Origin of the sequence: Halovivax cerinus (assembly GCF_024498195.1) — an archaeon.
Classification (GTDB): Archaea; Halobacteriota; Halobacteria; order Halobacteriales; family Natrialbaceae; genus Halovivax; species Halovivax cerinus.
In genome coordinates this window covers 3,337,252-3,357,261 of sequence record NZ_CP101824.1, presented here as the reverse complement: position 1 = coordinate 3,357,261, position 20,010 = coordinate 3,337,252, and the positions used below count along the sequence as shown (strand labels likewise).

At 64.0% G+C, this 20,010-nt stretch carries 15 protein-coding genes, 1 tRNA gene and 1 pseudogene; 7 read left to right on the top strand and 10 right to left on the bottom strand.

Annotated elements, in window-relative coordinates:
* The first annotated feature begins 593 nt into the window (after positions 1–593).
* The gene (locus NO366_RS15920; protein WP_256531769.1) at positions 594–1,115 is read left to right on the top strand and encodes a hypothetical protein; all 522 of its coding nucleotides are present in this window, start codon (positions 594–596) and stop codon (positions 1,113–1,115) included.
* 84 nt (positions 1,116–1,199) lie between these two features.
* Here NO366_RS15920 and NO366_RS15915 read toward each other — a convergent pair.
* Positions 1,200–1,492, bottom strand: a pseudogene (locus NO366_RS15915) (hypothetical protein).
* Between the two features lie 272 nt (positions 1,493–1,764).
* On the opposite strand from NO366_RS15915, the gene NO366_RS15910 reads away from it, so the two are divergent.
* Positions 1,765–2,565, top strand: coding sequence for a hypothetical protein (locus NO366_RS15910; RefSeq protein ID WP_256531768.1), 801 nt, complete (start codon positions 1,765–1,767; stop codon positions 2,563–2,565).
* A gap of 220 nt (positions 2,566–2,785) precedes the next feature.
* Positions 2,786–3,265 (top strand): DUF3592 domain-containing protein, encoded by a 480-nt coding sequence (locus NO366_RS15905; RefSeq protein WP_256531767.1) that lies wholly within the window; start codon positions 2,786–2,788, stop codon positions 3,263–3,265.
* Between the two features lie 98 nt (positions 3,266–3,363).
* Here the strand turns inward: NO366_RS15905 and NO366_RS15900 are convergent, their stop codons facing one another.
* Complete coding sequence (locus NO366_RS15900; RefSeq protein WP_256531766.1) at positions 3,364–5,544, bottom strand: histidine kinase N-terminal 7TM domain-containing protein; 2,181 nt, start codon at positions 5,542–5,544, stop codon at positions 3,364–3,366.
* 413 nt (positions 5,545–5,957) lie between these two features.
* On the bottom strand, positions 5,958–6,860 hold the full coding sequence (locus NO366_RS15895; RefSeq protein ID WP_256531765.1) for a ZIP family metal transporter: 903 nt from the start codon (positions 6,858–6,860) through the stop codon (positions 5,958–5,960).
* A 338-nt stretch (positions 6,861–7,198) separates the two neighbouring features.
* Here NO366_RS15895 and mptA point away from each other — a divergent pair, with 338 nt between their 5' ends.
* The gene (mptA, locus tag NO366_RS15890; protein WP_256531764.1) at positions 7,199–8,128 is read left to right on the top strand and encodes a GTP cyclohydrolase MptA; all 930 of its coding nucleotides are present in this window, start codon (positions 7,199–7,201) and stop codon (positions 8,126–8,128) included.
* A 54-nt stretch (positions 8,129–8,182) separates the two neighbouring features.
* On the opposite strand, the gene NO366_RS15885 is transcribed toward mptA, so the two are convergent.
* Positions 8,183–8,986, bottom strand: a complete 804-nt coding sequence (locus NO366_RS15885) for a TrmB family transcriptional regulator (protein ID WP_256531763.1) — start codon at positions 8,984–8,986, stop codon at positions 8,183–8,185.
* A gap of 145 nt (positions 8,987–9,131) precedes the next feature.
* Positions 9,132–10,817, bottom strand: coding sequence for a DUF255 domain-containing protein (locus tag NO366_RS15880; protein WP_256531762.1), 1,686 nt, complete (start codon positions 10,815–10,817; stop codon positions 9,132–9,134).
* 131 nt (positions 10,818–10,948) lie between these two features.
* Between NO366_RS15880 and NO366_RS15875 the strand changes: the two genes are divergently transcribed.
* The gene (locus NO366_RS15875) at positions 10,949–11,590 is read left to right on the top strand and encodes an FxsA family protein (protein WP_256531761.1); all 642 of its coding nucleotides are present in this window, start codon (positions 10,949–10,951) and stop codon (positions 11,588–11,590) included.
* Positions 11,591–11,648: 58 nt separating this feature from the next.
* Positions 11,649–11,722 (top strand) — tRNA-Ile (locus NO366_RS15870).
* A gap of 164 nt (positions 11,723–11,886) precedes the next feature.
* Here the strand turns inward: NO366_RS15870 and cruF are convergent.
* The 5 genes from cruF to NO366_RS15845 form a co-directional block, all read right to left on the bottom strand.
* The gene (gene cruF / locus NO366_RS15865) at positions 11,887–12,738 is read right to left on the bottom strand and encodes a bisanhydrobacterioruberin hydratase (protein ID WP_256531760.1); all 852 of its coding nucleotides are present in this window, start codon (positions 12,736–12,738) and stop codon (positions 11,887–11,889) included.
* Positions 12,728–13,564 carry a prenyltransferase gene (locus NO366_RS15860; RefSeq protein WP_256531759.1) on the bottom strand — a complete coding sequence of 279 codons (837 nt, stop codon included), beginning with the start codon at positions 13,562–13,564 and terminating at the stop codon, positions 12,728–12,730. Before NO366_RS15860 ends, cruF begins: the two co-directional genes overlap by 11 nt.
* Positions 13,561–15,069, bottom strand: a complete 1,509-nt coding sequence (locus NO366_RS15855; protein ID WP_256531758.1) for a phytoene desaturase family protein — start codon at positions 15,067–15,069, stop codon at positions 13,561–13,563. Before NO366_RS15855 ends, NO366_RS15860 begins: the two co-directional genes overlap by 4 nt.
* The gene (locus tag NO366_RS15850) at positions 15,066–16,115 is read right to left on the bottom strand and encodes a phytoene/squalene synthase family protein (protein ID WP_256531757.1); all 1,050 of its coding nucleotides are present in this window, start codon (positions 16,113–16,115) and stop codon (positions 15,066–15,068) included. Before NO366_RS15850 ends, NO366_RS15855 begins: the two co-directional genes overlap by 4 nt.
* 185 nt (positions 16,116–16,300) lie before the next feature.
* Positions 16,301–18,337: a bacterio-opsin activator domain-containing protein gene (locus tag NO366_RS15845; protein WP_256531756.1), complete on the bottom strand. Its 2,037-nt coding sequence runs from the start codon at positions 18,335–18,337 to the stop codon at positions 16,301–16,303.
* Between the two features lie 429 nt (positions 18,338–18,766).
* Between NO366_RS15845 and NO366_RS15840 the strand changes: the two genes are divergently transcribed.
* Positions 18,767–19,903: a multicopper oxidase domain-containing protein gene (locus NO366_RS15840; RefSeq protein ID WP_256531755.1), complete on the top strand. Its 1,137-nt coding sequence runs from the start codon at positions 18,767–18,769 to the stop codon at positions 19,901–19,903.
* Positions 19,904–20,010 lie beyond the last annotated feature (107 nt).

Sequence of the window (20,010 nt, the reverse complement as noted above, 5' to 3'; positions counted from 1 at the left end):
AGCGGTTCGAGCCCAGAGAGCGAGCGAAGCGAGCTCTCGCGGTTCGAATCCGCCCGGGACTACTCTGCCGCGAGCAATTCGCGAGCGGCACATATCTCCGGCGGTTCGAGCCCAGAGAACGAGCGAAGCGAGTTCTCGCGGTTCGACCCCGATCGTGACTATTCTGCGAGGAATAGGCGTAGGGAAGGGATTTCACTATGAGTTGAGCCTGGCGAATATGAGGCGATCACCGTCACGGTTTGGATTCGACCACGAAACTACATTCCATGACGGATTTGAAGCGAAATGTATCTCCGTATCTACTGTACAGATCGGTAAGTAAGTGGTAAATCCATCACTATCGTTTGAGACCTTCGTTGATATATCGTCCTAAATTTTCGAAAGATATATGTTGGGTTGCGTTAATAGTTGAATCTATATCTGGTGGTGCAGGTCCTGCAGGTGTAGAATTTGGTGGTGTATTCAGCCCAGGGAAATGGCAGATTACAAAGGATGAAGCAACAGATGGTTTGATTGACTAACAATATAGCTGGTGACTGGAACTACAATCGTATACCCCTGAGATACCACACTTTAGGTTATCACATAGAATTATGGATACATACAACCGTAGATATTGCCTCTCCATCATTTCCGTAACGTGCCCTGTCACTCTTTCAGGTTGTCTGGGATTTTTCGACCGAAAGAAATTAACACATAACCAGAAAAAATTGGCTGAAAAGTACGAAGATGGTTATCAACAATTCGTACAGGGAAATGAGATCGTAGAATTGGGAAGAGAGAAATTTGATTCTGACATGTATTCTAAATCTGGTGATATGTTTACACTCTCTTTAGGTGAATTCAGGGATGCCAAGGAAACGTTCTCCCGGCTTTCCGAGTATGAATCTGGATTACCGACAAAAGCTCGTAATATCGTTACCGAATCTCTAGATGCGACCGAGAACTGTATTCAGTTTGCTGAATTGTTTGCCGAGTCCACTAACAGAATCTCCCAATCTGATGGGAGAGATAACGCGGTAACTCGTTTCAATGAGGAATATTACAATTATATGAAGTCGGATCGGGATATACCGAGCAACCGCGAATTTATAGAATCTCTCATGAGTAAATAGGGTACCATTCCAGAGCAAATTTTGCATGGGGTGTGAGACCCCAAATAGGAAATATAAGGACGTATCGGCAACGAGTACCGACATCTACGGGTCGGCCAACTCCTCCGCCGCGTCGTCGATGAACGCCTCGCTCAGTTGCGTTTTGAGCACGCGATGGTTCGCGGCTTCTTCGTGTCCCAGGAGTTCCGTCAACTGGTCGAAGGTGAGGTCGTCGTCGTAGTACGCACCGGCGATCTCCTGTTTGATTTCGTCGTCGTGCATGACCGCTTGAAGGTACTCGCGGAGTGCGTCCGTGATGACGTCCATCCTGTTGGATTCGAACACCGTGGCGAGCGCATCGGCTCTATCGACCATCCCCTAGGCGCCCGAAACTGCACTCGCTTCTCGGGTCCCGAACTCACTCGTGTGTATGCCGGGGCCGCTCGATCTTCCCTAGCCACCTAGGGTCGCGTCATATAGCCCCCCGGTCGAGTGTGTTTGCCGTGTCTGTACGTCGAAACGGGAGAAACGAGTCGAAGCGAACGGTCGGACGGACGACGCGCTCGCGGACGAGCGCACGACTGTCCCCACGAACCACGACGCCGGGACGCTGCCGGTCGATAGCGTCGGAGATCGAACGCGCTCTGGCGACCCCCGGGGGTTCGTAGCGATGGTCGATCCTGTCGCACTCATGATGCCCGCCTTCGGGCTCGTCATGGTTGGCGTGGCGTACGGCCTCTACGACAAGGGGCGGTTCTACCGCATGCAGTCCGATCGAATCGCCAACACCGACGTCTCCGATATCGGGTCGCTCGAACCGGGTTCGACGGTCGCCATCGAGGGGACCGCCCGCATCGAGGAGGGTGACGGAACGGTGACGACCGAGTTGACGGGCGAAGTGGCCCTGGTGAGCCAGTCGAGGGTGGTCGCGAAAGACGACCCTGTCGATACGGCCGGCCCCGACGACGAACACGTCGAGCGACAGGTACTCCACGAGGCGAGTCACGCCGTTCCGTTCCGCGTCGAGGACGAGACCGGGTCGGTGCTCGTCGACACGCCGGACGAGGCCGATTACAGACTCGACGATAACACGGTCATCGAGCGGGGGCGTACCGTTCCCGACGTGGCGGACCTGGCCGACGATCCCGACGCCGCGACGGCCGAGTCGATCTCGATCGGCGATACGAATCGGTGGCGTGACTACGATCGGCGCTACGAACAGGGCTCGATCCACCCGGGCGAAGACGTGTACGTCCTCGGCGAAGCGGTCGACCGGGCGGACTGGGACGGTGACGACGTCGCGATCGCGGGCGGAGCGGAGCCGGACCTGTTCATCGTCTCTGGCGTGGGACGCGCACAGGCGCGAACGGGCGGAACGATCGGCGCGTACCTCGCCTACGGGATGGCGGGCATCGTCGGGTTCGTCGGCGCGCTGTTGCTCGTATTCGGCTCTCTCGCGGTGATTTGGTGAGCGAAATGTGGGGAACGGATGGCCGCGTTTCAGCCGGTAGCACGGTACTCCAGGATGGACGATCGGGTCGACGGTTCTCGTAGCATTCGTAACCGTTCGAGAATGGATCGTTCACTCACTACCACACGCGAACGGCCGAACCGATCGGGTCGACGGCTTCGACTCCGGCGACCGTCGAGACAGGCGTCGTCGAGAGGGCGACTCAGGTGTGGTGACGTCCGTGAGTGACACACTCGACACACTCGTCCCGGTGGTCTTCGGCATCCTGCTTATCGTCGCCGGAGCCGCCCTCTTCGTCAGTGATCAACAGGCGACCTGGGGCGCCGAATCGGTGGAGGCGACCGTCCTCACGAGCGAGGTGTACGACGCCGAACCCGGAGATGCGCCGAACGACAGGACTGACGACGAGTACCGACCACGCGTCGAGTACGAGTATTCCTACGGCGGGCAGGTGTACACGAGCGATACCCTCTGCCCAGGTGCGGGTTCGGGGTGCGTTCCGGAGGGAAACACACCCGAACCCGCCACCCACTTCCTCGAGAACTACGCGGAGGGCGAGACCGTGACCGCGTACGTCCAGCCGGACGATCCCAGCACCGCGTACCTCGTCGAGGACGGTGCCCCGCTCCAGTATCTCGGTCTCTCCGCTGTCGGTCTCGTGGTCACAATCCTCGCAGGTCGGTCACTCGTGGTCGAGTAATCGTCACGGCCTGGCTGCTCGTCGTCCGATCGGGTGTCGATACCGCGTTCGGTGTCTCGATTCGGATTCCAGGCCCGTCGATCGCCGTCCGTCTCGCCTCACCGGTTCGAAGACTCGTCGCTGAATATGTCGGTCAGTATCGAGTGCTGAGCCTTCCGGAGGTGTCCATGCAACGTCGCCGAGGAGATGTCGAGTGTCTCGGCGACTTCTTCGGCGTTCGAATCGCGAGGCCAGTTGAAGTAGCCCGCGCGGTAGGCGGCCTCGACGGCCTCTCGCTGTCGATCGGTCAGGTCCTGTAGGATGTTCCCCCCGATCGCCTCGGGGCGATCGACCGGACCGGATCGTTCGCGTTTCGACAGCACACGGGTCGACGGGAATTCCTGGGAGACGTGATCGAGCATGACTCTCACGTCCGACTCGGAGGCGACCGCGAGTTCGTACGTCGCCGTGTCACCGTCGGCTCTCGCCGCGTCGACGTGTGCACCGTGTGCGTAAAGCGATTGCAACAGCGCGCCACCGGTCACGGTCCATTCGAGAAGCCCGTCGCTCCCCTCCTTTATCGTCCGGACGCGGCCAGTCTCTGTCGTTCCCAACGCGTCGGCTACGTCGGCAGTATCGGCGCCGTCCACGCCGACGTAGGCGACGATACCCGACCCCTGTCCGGGAACGATACCGACGATCTCGAGCGTACACGATAGTTCGGAGGCCGTGGCCACGAACGGGTCTGCTTCGTCCGTACACTGGAGTTCGAGTTCGATCACGGCGTCCGCCGTGAGGAGCAGGCGACTCTCCACCGCGTTGATCGCGTGACCGACGGTTTCGCCGAGCTCTGCGAGGACGGACCGTTCCCGATCGCTGACTGACGGTCGGTTCGTGTGCAATCCGAGCGCGCCGTAGACCGTACGGCCGTAGGCGAGCGGAACGACGATCCACGTCCCGTCCACCTCGTCGACGTGATCGGCTCGCACTATCGGCTCAGACGAGACGTCGACACGTCCGTCGTCGTCATCCTCGAATTCGTCGCCGTCGATCGCGAGTGGAGCCGAATCGACCTCGTGGTCGCCGGCGACGAACCAGCGGTCGGCGTCGCCAGTCCACGTCGCCACGTCGCCGATGCACGCGGTCCGGTAGAGGTCGGCGTCGGCTACCTCTTCACAGACCGTTCGCTCGATCTCGTCTCGGCTCGTCGCAGAGACGAGCCCCCGGTTGACCCCGCGGAGGACCGTGTTCAGGTCGCTAACGGTCTCGAGTTCGTCGCGCTGGGCCGCGAGTCGCCGTTCCCGGTCGATTCGTGCGGTGACGTCGTGGACGACGAGCGTGTGTCCGATGAGGCGGTCGCGGCGGTCCGTTATCGGGGACGTTCGGACCTCGTAGGTGCGATCGTCGCGGTCTATCTCGGCGAGGGCGTCAGCGGGCCCGAAGTCGATTCGCGAATCGTCGACGACGGCTCTGACGTTGACGCCGAGGAGGTCCGCAGGGTCGGCGCCGATGACATCGCCGGCGGAAGCGTTGCAGTAGACGATCCGGTGTTCGGTGTCGACGATTACGACGCCGTCGTCCAGTTGACGGATCGCCGCGTGACGACCCAGTTGCCGGGTCGCCGGCACGAGGTCGAACAGCTGGCGACGAAACAGTGCGTACCCGAAGGCGAGGCCCGTTACGGTGAACGCGTGGGGCGTGTAATCCACGCCGGGCTGTGGAAGTACACCGACGATATCGATCATGTTCATCGCGAGCGGGGCGGCGATGCCGACGATCAGTAACACGGACTGGTCGGCGTAGAGATAGTCGGACTGGTAGATGAGTCTCAGCAGGAGGCTGGCCGAGATGGCGATGAGCGCGTAACTGAAGACGACCTGTACCCAGAACAGCGGTCCGAACACCGGATCCATCACCGCCAGTCCGTCGACGATCACCACGGACTGGTCGATCCAGAACAGGTGGTGCCACGGATTGGTCCAGACGGCGATGGTGATGACGGCCGGGATGACGAACACCAGCGCGAGCGATCGTCGCGTGAGGAGGTCGCCGTTTCCCGTGTACGAGAGGGCGAACAGGAACAGCCAGACGTAGAGGGTCGTGAGGCCCAGCCACATGATTCGCAGGACGAGCATCCGCCAGTACGGATCGGCCGTGAGGAGTCCGACAGCGTACGTACCCGACCAGACGACGAGCGAGCACATCAACAGACCGAACGGGATTGCCCCCGGCTCCTGGCGATTGCGAATGGCGTACACCGCGAGACCGGCGTTCGTGAGCGTCGAAACGACGAGTAGCACGATATCGACCGACAGAAATCTCGTTATCATCGATCTGCCCTCTCGTCGTCCGCCGACCGATCCACGCTCCGTACCATGTCCCTACCCGTCGCGATATCTGTTAGTAGTGGTGCAAAAAGCTATCGTATTATAAATATTACTGCGGTCGTGATACCAATCCAGGAGCGCTTCGTTCCCCGTTCGGTGTCGATCGCTCGCCGGATAGCACAGACTGTCGCTGCAGAACCGTTTCGTCGACTGTGTGGGACCTCGACACTACCGCCGTTTCTGTCTCGTGGGTTTCCGTCTATGTAGCTACCGTCTATCGGCAGGTGGTTCGTTCGTTGGGGCGCGAACATGCTCGTCATGGCGGGCACGGCTGTAGTCTGTGCGCCACGAGACGTCGCCCCCGTCGGTCTGTGCGGCTCGTACCTTCAGAGTACCATCAGCGGCAGCATCGCCAACGCGCCCGCCCCGAACCCGATTACGAGTTCCCTGTATCCGCCGTTTGGCAGGTTCTCACCGGTTTCGAGCGCCTCGGGGATGAACTCGGTCACGACGAGGTACACCATCGCGCCGGCGGCGAAGCCGAAGCCGAAGGGGAGGAAGTCCCGGGCCCAGGAGACGAACCCGTAGGCGATGACCGCGCCGATGGGCTGGGGCAGGCTGGAGAAGATGGCGGCGCCGACCATCCGCCACTTCGAGAGGCCCATCGCGCGCATCGGGATCGCAATGGCGGTCCCCTCCGGGATGTTGTGGATCGAGATAGCGATAGTCATGAACACCGCGAGCAGGGGGATCGAGAAGCCGAGGACCGAGAGCCCGCCGTCGAATCCGAGTTCGGCGAAGGAGACGCCGACGGCGACGCCCTCGGGGAAACTGTGAATCGTGAGGATACCGAGGATGAGCAACAGGGTCTTCGGATTCCCCTGGGCGATCGCCTTCGCCTCCAGGGCGTGGTCGTCGTGAGCGTGACCCGCACCGTCGGTCTGAACGTCGTCCTCAAGGGGCGCGTCGTGGTCGTGTGCGGCCTGTGCGTCGCCGCCGACGTCGACGCGATCCAGGACGGCGTCACCGACCTCGACCAGCACGACGCCCGCGAGCAACCCGAGGACGAGCATCGTCGGGATTCCGCCTTCGGTGTACGCAAGTCCCTCGTCCGCGAGTCCGAAGACGGACACGGTGACCATGATCCCCGACGCGACGCCCCAGAGCGCGACGTTCCATCGGTCGCTGAAGTCGTCGACGAAGAAGAACGGGATCGCCCCGAGCCCGGTCGCGAGTGCGGTTATCAGCCCCGCGACGAAGACGAGGACGAGGTTCTCGATCGCTACCATATCCGGATCTATGGTTCCACGTGCAAAAACACTTCCCAATTCGGAAACCAAATTTTGGCAATCCTAAAACACAGGGCGGGCAGTCTGGAGTCTCGTTTCGTGCGGTACAGCGACACGCGCGGCACGTCGACACCGCACCGCAGATCGCCGGGCGCAGTACGAACGGGATCGGTGTGTCGGAGACTCGACATGGGCAGGTGTGTCGGCGCCTCCACTACGCGCGGTGCGCGAGGCATCGGTCGACTCCGATTCGTCCACGGCTGCGGAAACGTCCTGTCGTCTGGATCCCGTCGCTCGTTCCGAAAGGTCTAATCGCGCGTCGTCCCAGGATACACCCGATGAGTAAGCAACTGCCGGACGTGCAGGCGGGCGCTCCCGACGTGACCGTCGGGTTGAGCCAGGTCGGCGTCACCGGCGTCGAGAAACTGGTCAAACTCGCCAGAAACGGCAAGCGACCGATCGTGTTGATGGCCGAGTTCGACGTCTTCGTCGACCTTCCATCGTGGCGAAAGGGCGCTGATATGAGTCGGAACATGGAGGTCATCGACGAGATTTTAGAGGACGCGACGCGGGAGGAGGCCTACCGCGCTGAGGAGGTCTGCGGCGACGCGGCCAGCCGCTTGCTCCAGAAACACGACTACACGACGCGGGCCGAGGTGTCGATGGAGGCGGCGTTCATGCGCCGCGAGCGGACACCGGAGAGCGACCGGGAGACCCAGCACACGGTCGACATCATCGCGTCCGCGTCGGCGACCGATGACGGGACGCGCGAGGAGATCGGTGCCCGCGTCGACGGGATGACGGTCTGTCCCTGTTCGCAGGGGATGTCGGAAGCGCGCGCACGTACGGCTCTGGAGGACCTCGGGGTCGACGACGAGACGATCGACGCGTTCTTAGACGAGGTGCCCCAGCCGGGCCACTCCCAGCGCGGCCACGCCACACTCACCGTCGAAGCCGACGGTGACCCGCAGGTGGACTTAGACGACGTCATCGATATCGCGCGCGACGCGATGAGCGCCAGAATCTACAACCTGGCGAAGCGGCCGGACGAAGATCACATGACCTACGAGTCCCACGCCGACGCCAAGTTCGTCGAGGACTGCGTGCGCTCGATGGCTGAGGGCGTCGTCGAGGAGTTCCACCACCTGCCGGACGACGCGGTCGTGACGATGAAGCAGTCGAACGACGAGTCTATCCACCAGCACAACGCACACGCAGAGCGCGTCATCGACGTCGGGACGCTTCGGGAGGAAATTCGATCGGCCTAAGCGTCCTCTGGCCACACTCAGGCGCGGCTACCGTGTTGTGCACCCGGCCGAAGACTACAGTTCGAGCGGATCGGCCTCTCGCCACTTCGGGTGAAATTCCTCGTACACCTCCGAGACGAAGTCCGGGTCCTTCAGGTCTATCATTCCGAATATCTCGCCCGAGGAGAGTGGATTCGGAACCTGAATGCAGACCTCCATACCGTCGATGACGTTGAACGAACCCGTCACCCGCTCCGACGTCCTGACGTCGAAGCCCTCTCGCGACTGTAGGGTTCGTCGATAGCGACGTCCGACGTTGGCGGAGAGTTCGTCGACGAGCGTTCGGGTCATGAGCACGTCGACCGGCACGCCCCGATCCAGTGCTGCCTCGAGTTCGTCGAGCACCGACTCGCCAACGGTTCGAACGTCGATCTGCGGGGAGGGGTCGGCCGCGACCATCACGATCGAGTCGTCGGCCGCCGCGAGCCGTTCGAGCAGGAGGTCGAACGTATCGGAGGGTCCGATCGCCGCCGTCCAGAACTGCTCTTCGACGGGTTCGCTGGCGACGAGTTCGTTCGAAAGCTCGTCGACGATGGACTGGTACTGTTCGACCTTCTCCTGGAGTTCTCGCTTTTTGTCCTCGAGCAATCGATCGAGCGCCGTCGACGGTTCGACGGCAACGTACTTCTTCGGCCGACTCGCCGTCTGTGTTCGCACCAGATTGTACTGTTCGATGGAGTTGAGCACGTCGTAAATACGGCCCATCGGCACGTCACTCGCGCGCGACAACTCCTTGGCCGTTGTGGGTCCAGTTTTGAGCAGAGACCTGTATGCGCGTGCTTCATACTCTGACAGCCCGAGGTCCCGAAGATCTGCCATATCCCATTGCACGAACGCTACGTATTAAACAATTCGGTAGTTTGAGCCCGTTGCGAGTTGTTCCGGATGGAGTCGGACCGGTATGGGTCGTCGACTCGTCCGTCCAGCACTCGACGGTCCCGGTACGCCGGACGGCGTTCGTCCACTACTCGAGAAGTGATTCGACGCGGGCACTGAGCGACGCAGGGTCGGCTGCCGGGTCAGCCGTCGCCGGTCCGCGACCCACGACCGCGGTGCCGTCGTCGACGGCCGACGCGTTCGGTACGACGACCTTCTCGTGATCGGCGAGTCGCATCGCGGCGCGGTGGAGGTCGGATCCGGGGTCGGTTCCGACCCGGATCACCAGTGGATCGTCCACGTACCGGGCGACGGCTGTCCCGTACGCGGCGGCGCCGACGCCGAGGCGGTCGCTCGCGCCGGCGAACGATTCGAGCGCCCCGCGGCCGGCATCGCGGTACTCGTCCTCGCCCGTGATCAGCGACAGGTCGAGGAGGGACGATGCGAACTCGGCCGTGATGGAGATCGGCCGGAGCGGGCGGGAGAGGAGCCCGTGACCGTCGAGCGGCCCGTCCACGAACGAGTCGCCGTCGTGCAACCGCTCGATCGTCGCGTCGGCGACGGCGCGTGCGTCGTCTACGGTGTCCGAACCGAGGACGCTGTGTGCACGGACCAGCCCTCGGAGGACGCGCGTCTGATCGACGAGCAGGCACGACGGTGACGCCGCGGCCCGGTCGCCGACGACGTGCGCGACTACGCCGTCGTCGAGGCCATCCGAACGGACGGTCCGGAGCGCTCGCTGTGCGAATCGGATCGCCCTGTCGTCGTCGGTGTAGGCCGCGTACGTGAGCAAGGCGTCGATTGCCAGTGCGTTCTTCCCGCTGTAGACCCTCCCGTCGATCGACGGATCGTCGGCCAGCTCGCGTTCGGTTGGGTCACCAACGTGAACCGTCTCGTCACCGGGCGCCTGACTGGCCGCGAACGCGCCGGAGGCGGTTTCCGGGGTCGATTCCGACGTCGGCCCCGCTGAATCGCCGCTCTCACCGATCCACAGCGTCGTCGTCAGGTACTCGATTCCCCGCTCTGCGATCGATCGGTACGATTCGTCGCCGGTGTAGAGGTAGGCGTTCGCGAACGCCCGGACGAGCGCCGCGTTCTCGTCGAGTAGTTTCTCGCGCTGGAGCCCCGACCAGTCCCGTCCGGTCGCGAACCGGTAGAAGCCCCCGTCGTAGTCGTCGAGCAGGTTGGTAGCGACGGCCTCCAGGTTTCGTCGCGCCATCGTCCGGTCGCGTTTGAGCGCGAACTCGAGGGCGTCCGGGTAGGGGAACTTCGGTCCGTCACCCCAGCCGCCGGCCCGTTCGTCGTATGTGGCCTCGAGCGCGCCGGAAACCTGCGAGACGATCGATCGGTCGAGGGTTCCCGCAGGCGGCTCGTCCGTGGCGAGCGCCCGGGGGACGCGACCGGCGTCGGGGCCGTCCGCATCCCACCGGTCGCGAACCCGATCGAGCACCTGGCGCATCCCGTCGGGATCGAGGTACCCGGCTCCGGCGATCACGCTCCCGTCGGGTGTGAGGACGACGGTCGAGGGAAAGCTGCCGGTGTTGTACCTGTCGCGCACGCGCGGTCGCTCGTCGACGTCGACGCGGACGGGGACGAACGCGTCACCCACGACGGCAGCGATCCGCGGATCTGCGTAGGTCTCGGCGTCCATCTCCGCGCACGGTCGACACCAGCTCGCCGTGAGCGAGAGCAAGATCGGCGTCGATTTTGCACGCGCCTCGTCGAACGCTGCGGCTCCCCACTCACGCCACTCGACGAGCGTCTCCGAGGTCATGTCCGGATCGAGGCCCGTGGAGCGGGTAAGTCCATCGTTCGACGGCGGTTCGCCTGCTCGTGGCGGTTTCGAGGGGAATGAAGACGGGACTGAAAGGAAGGGTTTTGGGCGTGGGGGCCCAAGATCGAGCAATGCTCCGGTGGATACTCGCGCTCCTCCTGATTCCGTTTCTCGACGCGGTCCTCCTCGGTGCGGTCGTCGTCTACGTCGACGTCGTCGGCATCCTCGAGATGGTGCTCCTCGTCGTCCTCACCGGACTGGTGGGGCTCTTGCTCGTCCGGGCAGAGGGCCGGCGGACGCTGCGGAAGATCGAGCGACGTCTCGCGGCCGGCGAGGCGCCGACCGACGAGGTGGTAGACGGCGCGTTGCTCGTCGCCGCCGGTGCCTTCTTGCTCACGCCGGGGCTCGTCACCGACGCCATCGGGTTCTTGATCGCCGTCCCGATCACCCGCGTGCCGATTCGCCTCCTCGTCAAGCGGGTCGCGATCGTCCCGTACCTGGACCGCAAGGCTGACGGCTTCGTGACCGGGTCAGTCTGGACGGCCGGATTCCCGGGTGAATCGACGGGACCGACCGATGCGGCGGGCCCGGGCGCCAGGACTCAGCGCGGTTCAGGCGCGACCGATTCGGACACCGTCGATCTCGGCACCGACTCCTACCGGATCGACGCCGACGACGTGACGCGGAACCCGGACGGCTCGTACTCGATCGACGACGAGTCGACGAACGCCGGCACCGAGGACGGCGACGACCACGACGCCGTGGGGCGGTGATCGCTCGAACGGAAAGAAACGTTTAAAGGTCCCACCCGGCTACCACTGAGTGCGAAGCGGGCCAATAGCTCAATCAGGTTGAGCGCCACTCTGATAAGGTGGAGGCTCTCGGTTCAAATCCGAGTTGGCCCATATTCCTGTGGCGAGCAACTCCGCGAGCCACAGGTGTCGGATCGAACGAGGATTTGAGCCCTATCAGTCGCGCGCAGCGAACGGAGTGAGCGAGCACGTCTGCGTTCGGTTCACATCCGAGTTGGACCCCTCGTACCGGGCACCGTCGGAAGTGTGTGGAACCGTCAGGAGTCGGCGGGGCCCGTCGATCGAGCGAGGGACGCGAGATCGAACCGACCGGTTCGCAACAGGCTGGCGAGGAGTACCCCGGCGAGGCCGACCGGGAGCCAGTTACCGTAGAGGGCGTTGATCCCACCCCAGAGGAGGACGAAGCTCACGAGGTCGTCGAGGGCGAACTCGCAGGTACGGAGTCTCGCCTGGAGGGAGGCGCGGGGAAGCGTACCCTCGAGCAGCGCCACGGCGATCGAGCCGCTCAGGAGCCACCCGGCGTAGTTCGTCGCGGGGACGTCGTAGTACGGCCCGGCGGTGGCGTAGGACCAGAACCCGATCGAGACGGCCGCCGGATCGAGGACGAGGTCGATCGTGATGACCAGGGCCACGCCGAGAGCGAGTCGACGGGGCCAGCGACGGTCGCCGGCACCGACAAGCAGCGTCGAAAGCACCACCGCGTTCAGGACGAGCGGGAGGAAAAAGAGCGGGAGCGCGAGTGGCACGCCGCCGACCATCGGACCGAGGGAGACGCCGTACTCGAAGTGGCCGTACGGCCAGCCGGTCGTGAGCCCGAGGAATTCGATCGCGTACGTGTAGGCGACGAGGGCGAGTACGGCGCCTGCGAGGTGCCTGTCGAGCACCGGCAGGAATCCGACGATCAGCGGGAGCCGCATGACGGCCGTCCCGACGAGGACGAGGAGCGGGTTGAACGCGAGTGGGTCGGGAAGGAGCCCCTCCGCGCTGGCGACGAGGACGACCGCCCCGACGAGGGGGAAGACGACGGCGATCGTGAACCGGTGTTCGCGGACGAATTCGTCGAGCCGTCGAGTTCGGATCGACCCCCCGGTCTCGCGATCAGTACGCATGGGACACCTGCCAGAGTCCGCCGAGTGTCAGGAGCATTCCCGCCGCCGAATTGACGGCCGGAAACCACCAGTACGCGCGGTCGACCCGGACGTTCGCGACGACGATGGCGCCGACGAGCAGCGGATACATCGCCACGAGGGCGCCGACGCGTCCGTCCAGGAGTCCGAACGCGATCGCCGCCGCCGTCCAGCAGGCGACGCAGTAGCCGAGGGCTCCTCGTCGGCCGAGTGTGGTCGCGGTCGTGCGAATCCCGGCGAGACGGTCGGGCTCGACGTCCGGAATTGCCGAAAAGGTGTGCATCCCCATCGCCCAGAGCCAGCCGCCGAGGAGCGCGAGCGCAGGGGGGTGCGTCCCCGATAGCGTGACGTAGGTCACGCCGGCCGGAAGCACGTAGAGGCCGTTGGAGACGGAGTCGAGCAGCGGCGTCGTCTTGAACCGCAACGGCGGGGTGCTGTAGCCCGCCCCGAGTATCAGGAACCCGAGGAGGTAGATCCCGGCGCGCGCCGGGATGACGAGGAGAAACGCGAGGCCGAGAACGGCGCTCGTGGCCACGGCGAGGACGGTCAGACGGTCACCCTCGTAGCGCTCCTCTATCCCGTCCTTCTTCGAGTTGACGGCGTCGATCTCGGCATCGAAGACGTCGTTGATCCCGTAGAGGAACACGTTCGCCGGGACGAGGAAGTAGCCGACGAGGCCGATCACCAGCGGGGCGGCGAGTGCGTCTATGGCGTCCGCGGCGTAGACCGCACCCACGATGGCCGGTCCGGCGAGGTAGAGCCAGAACAGCGGTCGCGACCGTCTCAGGAGTCGACGCGCGTGGCTCATACCTGCCGGGGCGTGCGCGTTCGTTCGTCTTCGAAGACTGTCTCGGCGGCGTGCTCGCCGCTGATCAGACACATCGGGACGCCGATGCCCGGCGTGGTGTACGAGCCGGTGAAGTAGAGCCCGTCGAGTTCGGACGAGCGGTGCCCCGGGCGGAGGGGTCCGGTCTGTCTGAGCGTGTGGGCGAGTCCGAGTGCCGTCCCGTTTCGGCTGTTGTACCTGGCCGCGAAGTCCGAGACCGAGAACGTCTCTTCGACGACGATGCGATCGCGCAGGTCTTCGCCCGTGTTCGCCGCGACGTCTGCGAGAATCTGGTCACGGTAGCGCTCACGGACGTCCGGTCCGTCCGGGAGTCCGGGCGCGATGGGCACGAGCACGAAGAGGTTGCTGTGGCCGTCCGGGGCGACGGTCGCGTCGGTTTTCGAGGGGGCACAGAGGTAGTAGGCGGGATCGTCGGGCCACGACGGTCGGTCGAATATCTGTTCGAAGTGATCGTCCCACGACGTCGGAAGGACGAGCGTGTGGTGTGCCAGCCCCTCGAGGTCGCCCTCGACGCCGAGGTAGCAGAGAAACGCCGACGGGGCGTACGTGCGGTCGTGCCAGTACTCGGCGTCGTACTGTCGGTCGTCGATAGAGAGGAGGGTTCCCTCGGTGTGGGCGTAATCGGCGTCACTCACGACGATATCGGCGCCGATGGTCTCTCGACGGTTGTGGACCGCGAACGCACCGCGCTCGCCGTCGATCGCCGTGACCTCGAAGCCAGTTCGATAGTCGACGCCGAGTTCGCGCCCGAGCGCGACGAGCGCGTCGACGACGGCGCCCATACCGCCCGACGGGTAGTGGACGCCGAGACCGAAGTCGACGTGACTCATGAGGTTGTACAGTGCGGGCGTGTTCGTCGGGCTCCCGCCGAGAAAGACCAGCGAGTACTGGACGACCTGCTGTAGTTTCGGGTGGTCGAAGTACTGCTCGACGTGATCCTGCATGGAACCGAGCAGCGACAGCCCGCTCGCGTTTCGGATCACGTCCAGGTCGACGTAGTCGCGAAACCGCGGCCGATCCGTGTAGACGAAGTGTTCCATCCCGATGTCGTACGTCTCCGCCGCCGTCTCGAGGTACCGTTCGAGGGCGTCCCCGGCACCCGGCTCGTACCGTTCGAGGGCGGCCCCCATATCGGTCAGATCGCCGGTCACGTCGAGGCTGTCGCCGTCCTTCCAGTAGATCCGGTAGTGTGGATCGAGATGCGTTAGCTCGTAGTAGTCGGTCGGCGCTCGATCGAAGTGTGCGAAGAACCGTTCGAAGACGTCCGGCATCAGGTACCACGACGGCCCCATGTCGAATCTGAAGCCGTCGCGTTCGAGTCGACTCGCTCGACCGCCGAGCTGGTCGTTCTTTTCGACGACCGTCACGTCGAACCCGGCGTCGGCGAGGTAGCAGGCGGTCGCGAGGCCACCGACACCGCCTCCGACGACGCAGACGGACCGGTCGCCGCTCGTCAGCCCGCTCATTTGGACTCACCCGAAAAGAGGCGCGTCTGAACCCACGACACGACGTCGCCGATCGATCGCGTTCCACCGCCACCGTTCGTCGATCCGGGTGAATCGACGATGACGTCGTCTTCCGTCCCATCCTCGTCCCATCGACCGTCGTTCCGAGGGGGAATCGAACTCGCGGCTTCGAACGCGGCGCGCGGGTCCTCCGTCCGACGCCAGTGCCACCAGGTCTTCGCGGCCAGGAGGAGACGCCGCGAGGTGGCAAGCGATGGACGACTGGTGAGTACGTCGTACCCCTGTGCGCGGATCAGCCGATGGTGGTCGACGTAGAGGACCCCCGCCAGCAACACGGCGAACTGGCAGCCTTCGGGCAGGTATCGGACGCCGTCGATTCCGGCGCGATACCGTCGTTCGGTTCGCGCCAGTTCGGCCCGCATCAACACCGCGAACTCGGGGGAGAACGCCAATCGTTCGACCTGTTCTTCAGAGACGTCGTACTCGGCGAGGCGCGATTGAGGAAGGTAGATCCGCCCGTAGTCGACGACGTCCTCGCGAACGTCGCGGAGGAAGTTGGTCAACTGGAGCGCCTCGGCGAGCGCCCGCGCGTGCGGGCGGGCCGTGTCTGCGTCCTCGGGATCCATGACGCACAGCATCATGTTCGCGACGGCGACCGACGACCCGCGGAGGTACTCCGCGAGTTCCTCGTGCGTCTCGTATCGCGTGTTCGAGACGTCAGTGGCCATCGCGTCGACGAACTCGTTGACCTCTCGATCCGGGATCTCGTACCGCTCGCTGACGGTTCGAAACGCCGCCAGAACCGGATCGTCGGCAGGCCGGTTCCCCAGCGCGGCGTCGCGAATCCGTTCTAGTTCCGCGAGCTGGCGTTCGGCGGGCGGTGGGTCCGGATCGTCGACCACGTCGTCTGCGATTCGGAAGAACGCGTACAGTACGTACGTCGCGTTCCTGATTCGAGACGGTAGCAGGCGCGTCGCCAGGTGGAACGTCCGCCCGGTTCGCTGCTGGATCGCCTTGCTCTGGGCCAGGTTGTCTGCGTCGATCATAGGGAGGGGCAGTTGCCCCGTTACGTACCACGGCTGACCTGATAAACAGGAGTGTACCTAACTAGTGCGTGAGTCAGGTGAACGCGTGTCGGACCCGTGACTGTACATTGGACCTGATCCGGTCTCTCTCCGAGTCGATAGAGTGGCGATGAGGAACCGACGACCGAAGCCCGTCGCGCCTGGGGTCAGCGATCGAAGAACGCAGTGACGAGTTTCCGTTCGGCGGCTCGCCGATGCTGGTGGTACGTCGACCTCGCGACTCCCATCGCGGCCGCGAGGTCGTCGCCGGAGACGGACCGGTTCCAGTCGTAGTACCCGGTCGCGTACGCGGTTTGTAACGCCTCACGTTGTTTGTCGGTGAGCCTGTCAGCGAGTTCGGCGAGAAACTCTCGGCGCGTCGTCGGTGGCCGGTCGGAATTTCGCCGGGCGACCAGTTCGACGCCGTCGTACAGATCTCGGAGCGCCTCCACGATGGCCCGGGCGTCCCCTTCGGTCGCCAGTTCTGCAGTCACACGACACGCGCCGTCGGTCGCCGTCATCTCTTGTGTGGTCCCACCGTGATCGGCTATCGTTCCGACGATCGACGGACCCGCAATGCGTAGTTCGAACAGACAGGTTTCGTCGTGTTCGTGGACGAGTGTACCGTCGGTGATGCCTGAGACGTGGTCGATCGCGGCCGAGATCTCCGCTGGCGGCGCTTCGATGGCGACGAACAGTCCGACTCGTCCGTTCGCACCGACGACGGCGCCCTCGTAGGAGATCGTCGTATCGGTGCGGTCGGAAAGTGCGACGAGCGGAACCGCAGGGTCTCTGATATCAATCTCGAGTTCGACGACGTGGTCCGCGAGGAGGAGTCGGCCCCGCTCGATCGCGTCGATCGTCGTCGCGGTCGCTCTGGCGAGCGCGTCGAGGACGACACCCTCCCGATCATCGATCGCAGTACCCTCGGTCGCGTACACGCAGAGTACCCCGTGAATCGTGTCCCGATTCGAAAGTGGGATCGCGACCACGCCACCGAGTTCGCATCCCTCGAACCAGTCTCCTCTTCGAACACGGTCGATGGTTTCCGGGTCCGTGATGCGTTGTGTGTGGCCGGTCTCGTACGCCCGAGACGCGGCGGTTACCGTCGCCTCGTCGTCGCCGAGCGCTCGACCGATCTCGTCGGGATCCGTTTCCCAGACACCAGCCGCGGCGGACACCGTTATGCGGCCCGTCGCGAGGTCGGGGTCACCGATCCAGGCGGCCTGGTACGCGTCGGTGTCGGCGATCCGCTCGCAGACGGACCGTTCGGCGGCCGCTCGACCGCCCGCCTCCACGAGGGCGGCCGTCACGTCGTTGACCAGTCCGTTGACCCGTGTGAGGATGGTGTCGAGTGTCTCACGTTCTCGCTCTAGCCTGAGTTCGGCCGTCTTCCGCGCGGTAACGTCGGTCTGATAGCCGACGAAGTGTGTCACGTCGCCGTCCCGGTGGAGGGGCGCGATCTCGACGCGGTTCCAGAAGGGCTCGCCGTCGGCCCGGTAGTTCTCGAGTTCGACGGCGACTGGCTCCTCGGCGTCGATGGCCGATCGAAGGGTCGAGATCGCGTCTGGATCCGTCCCTGGTCCCTGGAGGAATCGGCAGTTCCGTCCGATCGTCTCCGCGGGTGGGTAGCCGGTCAACTCCTCGAACGACTCGTTGACGTAGACCAGCGGATTGTCGGGTCGATCCGGATCGGTGATCGCGATACCGACGGGCGCTTCGTCCATCGCGCGCTCTTTGAGCCGCCGCTCTTGCCGGTCCGGGAGGCGTTCGATCGGCATTCGAGTCGACTGATCATCGTCGGAGCCGTCGTCGACGGGTCCCCGGTCGGGTTCGACGAGCCGCTCGATTTCCTCGATCAGCAGCCGATTGGTGTCGTCCGAGTGACGTGGAACGTACCCGGAGACGTCGGCCGCGATGGCCCGACGTAGGGCGTCTCCGGGAAGGTCCTCGGCGACGAGTACCACCGGCAGTGTCGGTCTCGTCCGTCGAACCTGCTCTAGCAGTCCGATCCCATCGAGCCCGTCGCCGTGGACGTACACGGCGCAGTCGACGGCGTTCGGCGGTCGCCGTCGCTCCGGTCTCCCGTCCGACTCCTCGACCATCGAGAGAGCGGGTGCGCCGGCGAGTGCGTCGCGGAGCGATGCGGTCTCGGCGGACTCGCTCGCACGAAAGTAGACGCGCGTGAGAGCGGTGTCGACCATGACCGCCTCTGGGTCTCGACCCGTAAATAGCGACCGTCCTGAACGAACACCATCGAACTCGGTCACGGCGAACGACACGTGGACTGAGACGATGGTATCGCCAGCCAATCGGTCCGATCGTATGTGTGTGCCGATAGTGACGGGAGTCGCCGTCGGTCCGACGCACGCTCACTCCCTCATACTCTCACACGTACACACTCACACACATACACACACTCACACACATCTCCTTCTCACACACATACACACACTCACACACATCTCCTTCTCACACACTTTCTTCCTCTCTCGTTGCACTGGACAGCGGGCACGTACTTCCCCTGAGCCTGTGGACATGTACGCCCACGCGAACACGTTCGAGGCATTCTCGCGCGAGAGGAATCGGTTGGACCCGCTATACGGCGGGCCTTCTACAGTCCACCTGTACTCATGTCCGATCTCATCGGTGCGCCCGGAACCGGTCTGTCTCGACGCGAATTCATCGCAGCGACCGGCGGTGCGGGGAGCGTTGCCATCGCGGGCTGTGTCGCCGAATCTGCTGATCCAGACGTACAACCGCAGGCGGCCGAGAGCTCGGCCGACCTCCCGTGGACGAGTCCGCCGGAGGTCGTCCAGGTAGACGATCAGGGCGGGCACGTGACGATCAGTTCCGTGACCGCACGTCACGCCGTCCACCCGCTCGATTCGATGGGCGGTCCCGTCGAACTCCCGCAGGTCTGGGCGTTTCGGGCCGACGACGGCGACCCGAGCGTTCCCGGCCCCATCCTCCGAACGACGGAAGGCAACGACATGGAGGTGACGCTCGACAATACGGACGCCGAGATGCCCCACACGCTGCACTTTCACGGGGTCCGAAAGACCTGGGAGAACGACGGCGTGCCGACGACGACGGGGATCACGGTGATGCCGGGTGAGAAACACACGTACACGATTCCGGCGAACGTACCCGGCACGCACTTCTATCACTGTCACTACCAGACGCATCGCCACATCGACATGGGGATGTACGGCATCTTCCGCGTCGATCCGAAGGGGTACGAACCCGCGGACAAGGAGTACTTCGTCACCGTCAAGGACTGGGACTCGCGCGTCAACCGGCAGGCCGCCGGCGAAGACGTGGAGTACAGCCCCAGAACGCGTCGTCCCGACGTGTTTACGATCAACGGCAAGAGCCTCCCGCGAACGCTCCACCCCGAGGACGGCTCGCCGATAATCGTCGATCACGGAGACACCGTCCGGCTACACATGGTCAACGCCGGCTACATGGCACACCCCATGCACACGCACAACCACCGCTTCCGCGTGATCGAGCGGGACGGGGGACAGGTACCCGAAGCGGCCCAGTACGAACAGGACGTGACCAACATCGCGCCGGCCCAGCGCCACACCGTCGAGTTCGAGGCCGACGCCGACCCGGGGGTCTACCTCGCACACTGCCACAAGGTCGATCACGCGATGAACGGGAACTCGTATCCCGGCGGTATGGTCGACGCGATCGTCTACCGCGAGGCGATGGACACCGACATCTTCGCCGACGTCATGGCCTACGCCGGCTACGAGGGTTGATCGGCGCTCCTCACTTCTCGAACGGGTCGGGGAGTCGTCGCTGGCGGCACACGTCGACGTCCGGTCGCTACTCTCCCTGGAGAAGTGTCGATAGTAGTAATAGTATC

Coding starts and splice junctions, on each gene's coding strand:
- NO366_RS15920 (WP_256531769.1), top strand. CDS start 594: ATGGATACATACAACCGTAGATATTGCCTCTCCATCATTTCCGTAACG.
- NO366_RS15910 (WP_256531768.1), top strand. CDS start 1,765: ATGGTCGATCCTGTCGCACTCATGATGCCCGCCTTCGGGCTCGTCATG.
- NO366_RS15895 (WP_256531765.1), bottom strand. CDS start 6,860: ATGGTAGCGATCGAGAACCTCGTCCTCGTCTTCGTCGCGGGGCTGATA.
- mptA (WP_256531764.1), top strand. CDS start 7,199: ATGAGTAAGCAACTGCCGGACGTGCAGGCGGGCGCTCCCGACGTGACC.
- NO366_RS15885 (WP_256531763.1), bottom strand. CDS start 8,986: ATGGCAGATCTTCGGGACCTCGGGCTGTCAGAGTATGAAGCACGCGCA.
- NO366_RS15880 (WP_256531762.1), bottom strand. CDS start 10,817: ATGACCTCGGAGACGCTCGTCGAGTGGCGTGAGTGGGGAGCCGCAGCG.
- NO366_RS15875 (WP_256531761.1), top strand. CDS start 10,949: ATGCTCCGGTGGATACTCGCGCTCCTCCTGATTCCGTTTCTCGACGCG.
- cruF (WP_256531760.1), bottom strand. CDS start 12,738: ATGCGTACTGATCGCGAGACCGGGGGGTCGATCCGAACTCGACGGCTC.
- NO366_RS15860 (WP_256531759.1), bottom strand. CDS start 13,564: ATGAGCCACGCGCGTCGACTCCTGAGACGGTCGCGACCGCTGTTCTGG.
- NO366_RS15855 (WP_256531758.1), bottom strand. CDS start 15,069: ATGAGCGGGCTGACGAGCGGCGACCGGTCCGTCTGCGTCGTCGGAGGC.
- NO366_RS15850 (WP_256531757.1), bottom strand. CDS start 16,115: ATGATCGACGCAGACAACCTGGCCCAGAGCAAGGCGATCCAGCAGCGA.
- NO366_RS15845 (WP_256531756.1), bottom strand. CDS start 18,337: ATGGTCGACACCGCTCTCACGCGCGTCTACTTTCGTGCGAGCGAGTCC.
- NO366_RS15840 (WP_256531755.1), top strand. CDS start 18,767: ATGTCCGATCTCATCGGTGCGCCCGGAACCGGTCTGTCTCGACGCGAA.